Genomic DNA, 6,676 nt, shown 5'->3' with positions numbered 1-6,676 from the left:
ATCGGTTTATTTGGCTATTTAAGCAGCAAAAAATCCTTTTTATTACATATTTTGATCAAATTTGTTTTAATACTCTGAAGAAAACAACTGTTACAATACATTCTATACTCTAATTATTTTAGACTTCTTGTGTTACTCATGACATTAAGAGCTGTCTTGGATCTATTATGCAACATACTCACTATTATTTATGTGCGACACTTTTAGCTGTTAGTTTTGCTTCTACCGTTCAAGCAAATGACGATCTATCTACGACAGCTTCTAGTGACACTCCTATAAATGAAGTTACACCTGATGCATCATCATCGAGTACTCAAACGTCTAGACTTGAGTCATTAAAAGAACTCAAAAATGTAAAAGCAAATGATTTAAAAGTGAATGCAAATGCAGCTCAACCTGATAGCATCAAAGATCCTCTAGAAGCATTAAATCGTGAAACATTTGCGTTTAATGATTTCTTAGATCGCAATTTTGCGCGACCAATAGCAGTACAATATAAAACTAAAGTGCCTGATAGCGTCCGTGGTGCTTATCGTTCATTTCGTAAAAACTTAAATGAACCTTGGAATGCCGTCAATCAATTAGTACAAGGCCGTCCATCACGTGCTGCGAAATCTTTAGGACGTTTTACTATTAACACCGTAACAACTTTAGGTTTTGCAGACCCTGCACGACGTTTGGGTTTGGATATGGAAGAAGAAGGCTTTGGTACGACGCTTGGTTATTACAGCGTGCCATCTGGTCCGTATTTAGTTTTACCTATTATTGGCCCAAGTACTTTCCGAGATGGCATTGGTTTCTTTGTTGATGGTCAAGCACGACCACAAAAGTATATGTTTGACAATAACGATGGTGTTTATTGGTCGGATCAACTCTTACGTGGGATTGATGCACGTGCACAAATTCTGGATGTAGAAGATGTACTACAAGGTGACCGCTATGCCGCGATTCGTGATATTTACTTACAACGTAAGAATTTTGAGATTGCACAAAAGCAAGGACTAGATGCCGATACTATTTCATTTGTGGATGAGGAATCGGATGATGGTATTGATGACACTCCAGATGAAGATACTTCAAAGCCTTCTGAATAATTTGTAAAACTTATTTGCACTGAAAAGCATTATTTTTTCTAGCAATTACTTGATTGATATAGTACATCTAACGAGTACAGCTAAAGGATCATACAATATATATATGTATTTCATTCAACCAACGCGCAATATTCCTTATTTAGATCAAGTCATTAATACACTTCCAAGCGTACAAATGATTCAAATAGATGATATTGACTTGTATGATCCTACGATTATTGCGATTGCCGATGTACAAGATTATCTGATCCATCAGTGGAATTTACCCACTATAGTGATGGCTTTTGAAAATGAAGGTACAGCTTTAGCCCAAGCTTGGGAACTCGGTGCACTTGCGGGGTGGATCTGGAATCGCTTACCTGCGAATCCAGAACATTCATTATTAAAAATTGATGCCCAGTACAAGCGTAATCAAGATAGTCGTGATCTTCCCTCAGCAGCTGAACTACAAAAACGTCTACTTCCCAATCCTATCGAATTAACGAACTATCGAGTTGAAACACTTTTTCAACCCTCAGCTTATCTTTCTGGTGATTGGTACGATTATTGGAAACTCAGCGACAAAGAAATAATTTTCTATTTAGCCGATGTTTCTGGCCATGGGGTTACCAGTAGCTTACTCACCTCATGGATGGCTGCTTTTCATGGCCGCTCGAAAACCCCAAGAGAGCTGATTAAGAAACTGAATGGGATGTTGGTACAAGAAAATATTGAAAAGCACATCACCATGATTGCGGGCACGCTCAATTTAGAAACCCATGTATTGAAATGGTCAAGTGCAGGACATTACCCTCCAGCAATTATGTTTGAACCCAATCATCCACCTAAAATTTTAAATACCAGCAGTTTTCCACTTGGTTTAACTGAAGATTTAGAAGTAGAAGAATTTGAATGTGTATTAAATAAACACTCTCGTTTCATTATTTGTTCTGATGGCGCCCTTGAACCATTTGATGGTGGATTGAACGAACAATTCGAACAATTGGTCTTCCATTTGCAAAATCAATCATTCCAAGCACCTGAACACGTGGCGGATGATATTGCCATCTTAAGTTTATGTAGAATGAATTAGTTTAATTTTCAATAATTTAAACATTTTAATAGGTATCTACGACTCAAGAATACTTGAGTCTACACTTGCCCTATGTGATAATTTTACAATCCTTCTCTGCAAATGGCATTTATATGTCAACAGGTCATGTTGAATATGCAAGTTTGGACGGAACGCATATTTTTAAGCTTATTGGCGAAGTGCGAGCCCAATCTTGTATCAGTCTAGACAAACTTTTAAACCGTATTGAACAACAGTCGAATGTCGTTGGGGCAATCGTAGATTTAACCCAAACTACGTTCATCGATAGCACAGTGTTAGGCATTTTAGCGAAACTTGGTTTGAAGCTAAAACAAGTGCATAACATTCAGGCTGTCATGTTATCCACCAATCCAGATATTACGACTTTAGCCAACAGTATGGGCTTAGGTCAGGTTTTTGTGATCTTGAATTACTGCGGTGATCCAAGCGTATGCACACGTGAGTTAATGGAAGAACACGTGACGAATTCAAGTATGTTGACAACCGTACTTGATGCACACAAAACCTTAATGAAATTGAACGAAAATAATCAAAATATGTTTGAACCACTAGTCAAACAACTCCAAAAAGAACAAGATAACTTGGAACAAGCGTCTCATCAACAAAACGCTTAATGTACTTGCTACAAGGATAAACTCATGTCTTTACTTTCTGTTGCTCAAATGAATTCCCAAAATGACATTGAAGAAAACTTCAAGGTCATTGAATCATTGATTCAACAGAGTAAAGCACAGGGTTCTTCATTAGTCGTATTTCCAGAAAATTTCGTATGTTTCGCTGCTGGCAAACAACGCGAAACAGCAGAACAGTTTGAAAGCATTCAAAAACGACTCGAAGCCTTAGCTCACCAGTATCAAATTTGGCTGATTGCTGGGACTTTACCTTGCCCCTTCCGTCCAGATGGTTCTGTGATTGAAGATGGTCGTGTTCGCACAGTAAGTTTGTGTATTAGCCCTGAACGAACTGAGGCTCGTTATGACAAAATTCATTTGTTTGATGTACAAGTCGGCGATGCTGTAGGTGGCTATCAAGAATCCAAGTTTTTTGAACCAGGCTCAGATATTGTTGTTGCACAAACTCCTTTTGGCAACATTGGGATGATGGTTTGCTACGACCTGCGTTTCCCCGAATTGGCTTTACATTTGCGTGCCCACGGTGCCAATATCTTAACGGCTCCTTCCGCCTTTACTTACACCACTGGTCAAATGCACTGGCAATTACTTTTACAAGCACGTGCCATGGACAGTCAATGCCAAGTGCTCGGGGCTGCTCAACAAGGTTGGCATGGTGAAAAACGTCAAACTTGGGGGCATACTGCTGCCACCAATAGTCGCGGACAAGTGCTGGACCTGATTACAACTGAAGGAACACAACTCATTACCGTTCCTTTTGACTTACAAGAACAACAACAAATTCGTGAGTCGATGCCCTTAATGCAACATCGCCGATTGGTTCAGTTCGGTTAAAAGGCTATTATTTCCTAATGAATTTCAATAATTAGAGTAGAAAAACCCTGTATTCAATTCATTAATTGACATAGCTTTAAGATATTCCCCCATCTGTATCACACCGGCATTTTTGACGAATCTTCACAAAACAGAATTGATCTAAAAAATTGAGTGTGGCTATATGTAAATTTCGTTGTTTAATACTTGCACTGCAAATTAAATCGTGTACGATATATTTGTATTCGACATAAATACAGGTGAATAAAATGTCTCTAGAACAAGTAGTTTATACCGCACATGCCAAAGCCACAGGTGGACGTGATGGTCGCGCAATCTCATCTGATGGTATTTTAGATGTCAAACTTGCTCTCCCAAAAGAAATGGGTGGTGCTGGTGGTGGAACAAACCCCGAACAATTATTCGCTGCAGGTTATTCAGCCTGTTTTCTTGGTGCAATGAAATTCGTTGCTAACCGTGATCATTTAAAAATTACGCCTGACGTTTATATCGAAGGTGATGTCGGTATTGGTCCAATTCCAACAGGCTTTGGTATTCAAGTGACTTTAAATATTCATTTAGAAGGCTTAGAGCAAGCTGAGGCCCAAAAATTAGTAGATGCAGCACATATTGTTTGCCCTTACTCAAATGCAACACGTGGCAATATTGATGTGACATTAAATGTGATTGTTTAAGTCACACGTTCTATCCCGAAGTCATCACTTCGGGATAGAGACTTCATAACTTACAAGGATTTGGAAATATCTTTTTAAATTTCTTTTGATCATCGATTTCATCTGCCACCAAAATTAAATTACCATTTTGATCAAAATAAGAAGAACCTTGAACACGGTATATTGAGCGATATCAAAAATAGGAACCTTTTGAAAAATAGGGTGCTGAGTACTGATTAAGGTATGTCTTTTTTGCGAATTTAATTGGCGTGCAGTAATTTTATTCTGTTCAGAATCAGTTTCAATTAAGCAATTACGTTGAGCATCAATCGCGATGAATTCTTGAGTCGCATCATCTGTTTGCTTATCTTTCGCTAGAAAATGATGGATCTGGCATGGGCTACCACATGACATTTGAACATGGTAATAATTTTGATTTAGACGCTCAATCTGTGGTGACTTCATACCATCATAAACTTTTTCTTTCTTGTCATTGGTGCGTCTAATGACATCACAAGACTACTCCATCTCATCATGACATTACTTATACACCTTAAACAATTCAGTATCAGCAAAACCGTGCTGGGCAATAAATGCCCCACTTATTAAAAAAAGGAAATTAAAAGTTGATTCATTATTAAAATCTATTTGTTCTTACGTTAAGTTTAATAGCGACTTGCATCATTTTTTAGCAACACAAAATCATTACTATCAATTACTAAAGGCTAATATTTCAACTAGACAATCGCCCCTTAAAGCAATGCTTTTTAAACTTTTTAAAAAGTATTGCTTTATTTCTCTTTCGCAGTCCTTTCTTCCAAAGCGAAAGAGAAAATTAACGAAATAGTCTGATCAGTTTCAGTTATTCAGCCGCTTCATTGGTCACACGCAAAACTTCATCCAAAGTCGTTTTACCTGCCAAAACTTTTCTCAAACCGTCATCTCGAATAGAACCTGAATGCTGCCGCGCATAACTTTCTAATTCAAATTCAGCCGCGTTGCCATGTATTAAACGGCGCATAGATTCATCTACAGGCACGATTTCATAAATTGCAGTTCGTCCACTGAAACCCGTATGTGAACATTGCTCACAGCCTTGTGGTTCTGGTAATTTTAAGCCTTCCATAGAAGAAACAATCGGCTTAAAAATCTGTTGTTCAAACAAGTCAGCTTCATGCCACGTGGTACAATGTGGGCAAAGTGTACGAACTAAGCGCTGGGCAATCACCCCAATTAAAGAACTCGAAAGCAAGAAGGGTTCAATCCCCATATCTTTTAATCGAGTCACCGCACCAATTGCAGTATTGGTATGTAGAGTCGATAAGACTAAATGCCCCGTTAAGGAGGCTTGCACTGCAATTTCGGCCGTTTCTAAATCGCGGATTTCGCCGACCATCACCACATCAGGGTCTTGACGCAGCATAGCCTTAAGCGCTCGCGCAAAGGTCATATCTACCTTGGTATTCACCTGCGTCTGACCAATCCCTTCCAACTGATACTCAATTGGATCTTCGGCAGTCAAAATATTGCGGGTGTTGTCATTTAGGTCTGATAAGGCTGCATATAAGGTCGTGGTCTTACCTGAACCCGTCGGTCCAGTTACCAAAATAATGCCATGTGGACGATGCACCAATTGAGTTAAACGCTCATAGTCAGGTTTCAACAAGCCCAAATGGGTCATATTCAAACGCCCTGCTTGTTTATCTAACAAACGCATTACCACACGCTCGCCATGTGATGAGGGCAAAGTCGAAACACGCACATCAACTTCACGCCCTGCTAGGCGCAATGAAATACGTCCATCCTGAGGAATCCTTTTTTCAGCAATATCCAATTTCGCCATGACTTTAATTCGTGACACCAAAAGTGGCGCCAACTCACGACGGGGCTGCACAATTTCACGCAATTGACCATCCACTCGTAACCGCACCGAGAGTTTCTTTTCAAAGGCTTCAATATGAATATCCGATGCACCAACACGAATCGCTTCTGAAAGCAAAGCGTTAATTAAACGCACAATCGGCGCATCATCTTCTTGATCCATCAGATCTTCAGCTTCTGGTACTTGATCTGCCAAACTAAGTAAATCAGGGTGATCTTCCAGCCCCGCAGCCACTTGCTGTGACTCGCCTGTATCCCCTGCATAACTAGAACTGAGTAAGGCATTAAAACGTTGATCATCTAATATTTCATAGTGTGCAGGTACATTGAGTAAACGACGCGCTTCTTGTAATGCAATCCATGCAGTATTTTCACGGCGTACAATAAAAACCTGATCCCCATCATATCGAAGTAAAATGCCATGTCGCTTGGCAAAACTATAAGGAATTTGTATTTGTTTAAGTATTTGCATCACAAAATTATAATGAT

General features: G+C 39.2%; 7 protein-coding genes. 5 read left to right on the top strand and 2 right to left on the bottom strand.

The window, feature by feature from the left end; translation table 11 throughout:
* Window positions 1-167: 167 nt before the first annotated feature.
* From F4W09_RS11215 to F4W09_RS11195, 5 genes are all read left to right on the top strand, one after another.
* Complete coding sequence (locus F4W09_RS11215; protein ID WP_151504849.1) at window positions 168-1,094, top strand: MlaA family lipoprotein; 927 nt, start codon at window positions 168-170, stop codon at window positions 1,092-1,094.
* 103 nt (window positions 1,095-1,197) lie between these two features.
* Window positions 1,198-2,166, top strand: coding sequence for an RsbU family protein phosphatase GigA (gene gigA, locus F4W09_RS11210; RefSeq protein ID WP_044738937.1), 969 nt, complete (start codon window positions 1,198-1,200; stop codon window positions 2,164-2,166).
* Window positions 2,167-2,279: 113 nt separating this feature from the next.
* Entirely contained in the window at window positions 2,280-2,801 is a 522-nt protein-coding gene (gene gigB / locus F4W09_RS11205; protein WP_026441029.1) for an anti-anti-sigma factor GigB, read from the top strand.
* 24 nt (window positions 2,802-2,825) lie between these two features.
* Window positions 2,826-3,653 (top strand): carbon-nitrogen hydrolase family protein, encoded by an 828-nt coding sequence (locus tag F4W09_RS11200; protein ID WP_151504848.1) that lies wholly within the window; start codon window positions 2,826-2,828, stop codon window positions 3,651-3,653.
* A 248-nt stretch (window positions 3,654-3,901) separates the two neighbouring features.
* Window positions 3,902-4,327, top strand: coding sequence for an organic hydroperoxide resistance protein (locus tag F4W09_RS11195; RefSeq protein WP_016166103.1), 426 nt, complete (start codon window positions 3,902-3,904; stop codon window positions 4,325-4,327).
* Window positions 4,328-4,441: 114 nt separating this feature from the next.
* Here F4W09_RS11195 and F4W09_RS17320 read toward each other — a convergent pair whose 3' ends face one another.
* Window positions 4,442-4,771, bottom strand: a complete 330-nt coding sequence (locus F4W09_RS17320; RefSeq protein ID WP_244948565.1) for a hypothetical protein — start codon at window positions 4,769-4,771, stop codon at window positions 4,442-4,444.
* 397 nt (window positions 4,772-5,168) lie between these two features.
* Window positions 5,169-6,659: a type II secretion system ATPase GspE gene (gene gspE, locus F4W09_RS11185; protein WP_151504847.1), complete on the bottom strand. Its 1,491-nt coding sequence runs from the start codon at window positions 6,657-6,659 to the stop codon at window positions 5,169-5,171.
* Between the last annotated feature and the right edge of the window lie 17 nt (window positions 6,660-6,676).

Source organism: Acinetobacter tandoii (assembly GCF_008867985.1).
GTDB lineage: Bacteria > Pseudomonadota > Gammaproteobacteria > Pseudomonadales > Moraxellaceae > Acinetobacter > Acinetobacter tandoii.
The sequence above is the reverse complement of the archived record's forward strand: the minus strand, read 5'-3'. Positions and strand labels throughout refer to the sequence as shown.